Genomic DNA, 526 nt, shown 5'->3' with positions numbered 1-526 from the left:
ATATGTTGCAAATTGGTTTCTACATTCGGACGCATAGCCTGTCTATTGTCTGAGTAGGAACCATATTTATAGATTTAATAAACTTTTGAACCGCAACTCTCACTCTTACTAAAGAAGGATAAAACACATTATTAATAACAGAAGATTTTAACCATCCCCATAACCCCTCTATCAGATTAAATTCTGGACTATATGGTGGCAAGAACATCAATTCCAATCTATCTTTAACTTCATTTAAAAACGGTTGTATCAATTTTGCATGATGGATTCTAGCATTATCTAAAATCATGACTATTTTTCCTTTTGGATATTCTTTAAGTACACTATTTAAAAAGCTTTGAAATACTTGTGCATCATATCTCTCATGCTCTTCGCAATAAACTTTACCAGTAACATAATCTAATATACCTATAAGTTTAACGCCAGCATTTTTACCGTATGTCGGTATTTTTCTTTGATGGCCTTTTATAAACCAATTCTTCTGTATTGCTTGATAATCTCTAATCATTGACTCATCTTCAAATAA

General features: G+C 31.2%; 1 protein-coding gene. It reads right to left on the bottom strand.

Translation table 11 applies throughout. The features are described 5' to 3' along the window. Positions 1–19: 19 nt before the first annotated feature. On the bottom strand, positions 20–526 hold a 507-nt coding region (locus tag ACJDTP_RS27445), incomplete at its 5' end, for an IS630 family transposase (RefSeq protein ID WP_406763009.1).

Origin of the sequence: Candidatus Clostridium helianthi (assembly GCF_045310795.1) — a bacterium.
Lineage (GTDB): Bacteria > Bacillota > Clostridia > Clostridiales > Clostridiaceae > Clostridium > Clostridium helianthi.
This window is presented reverse-complemented; position numbering and strand designations above follow the sequence as displayed.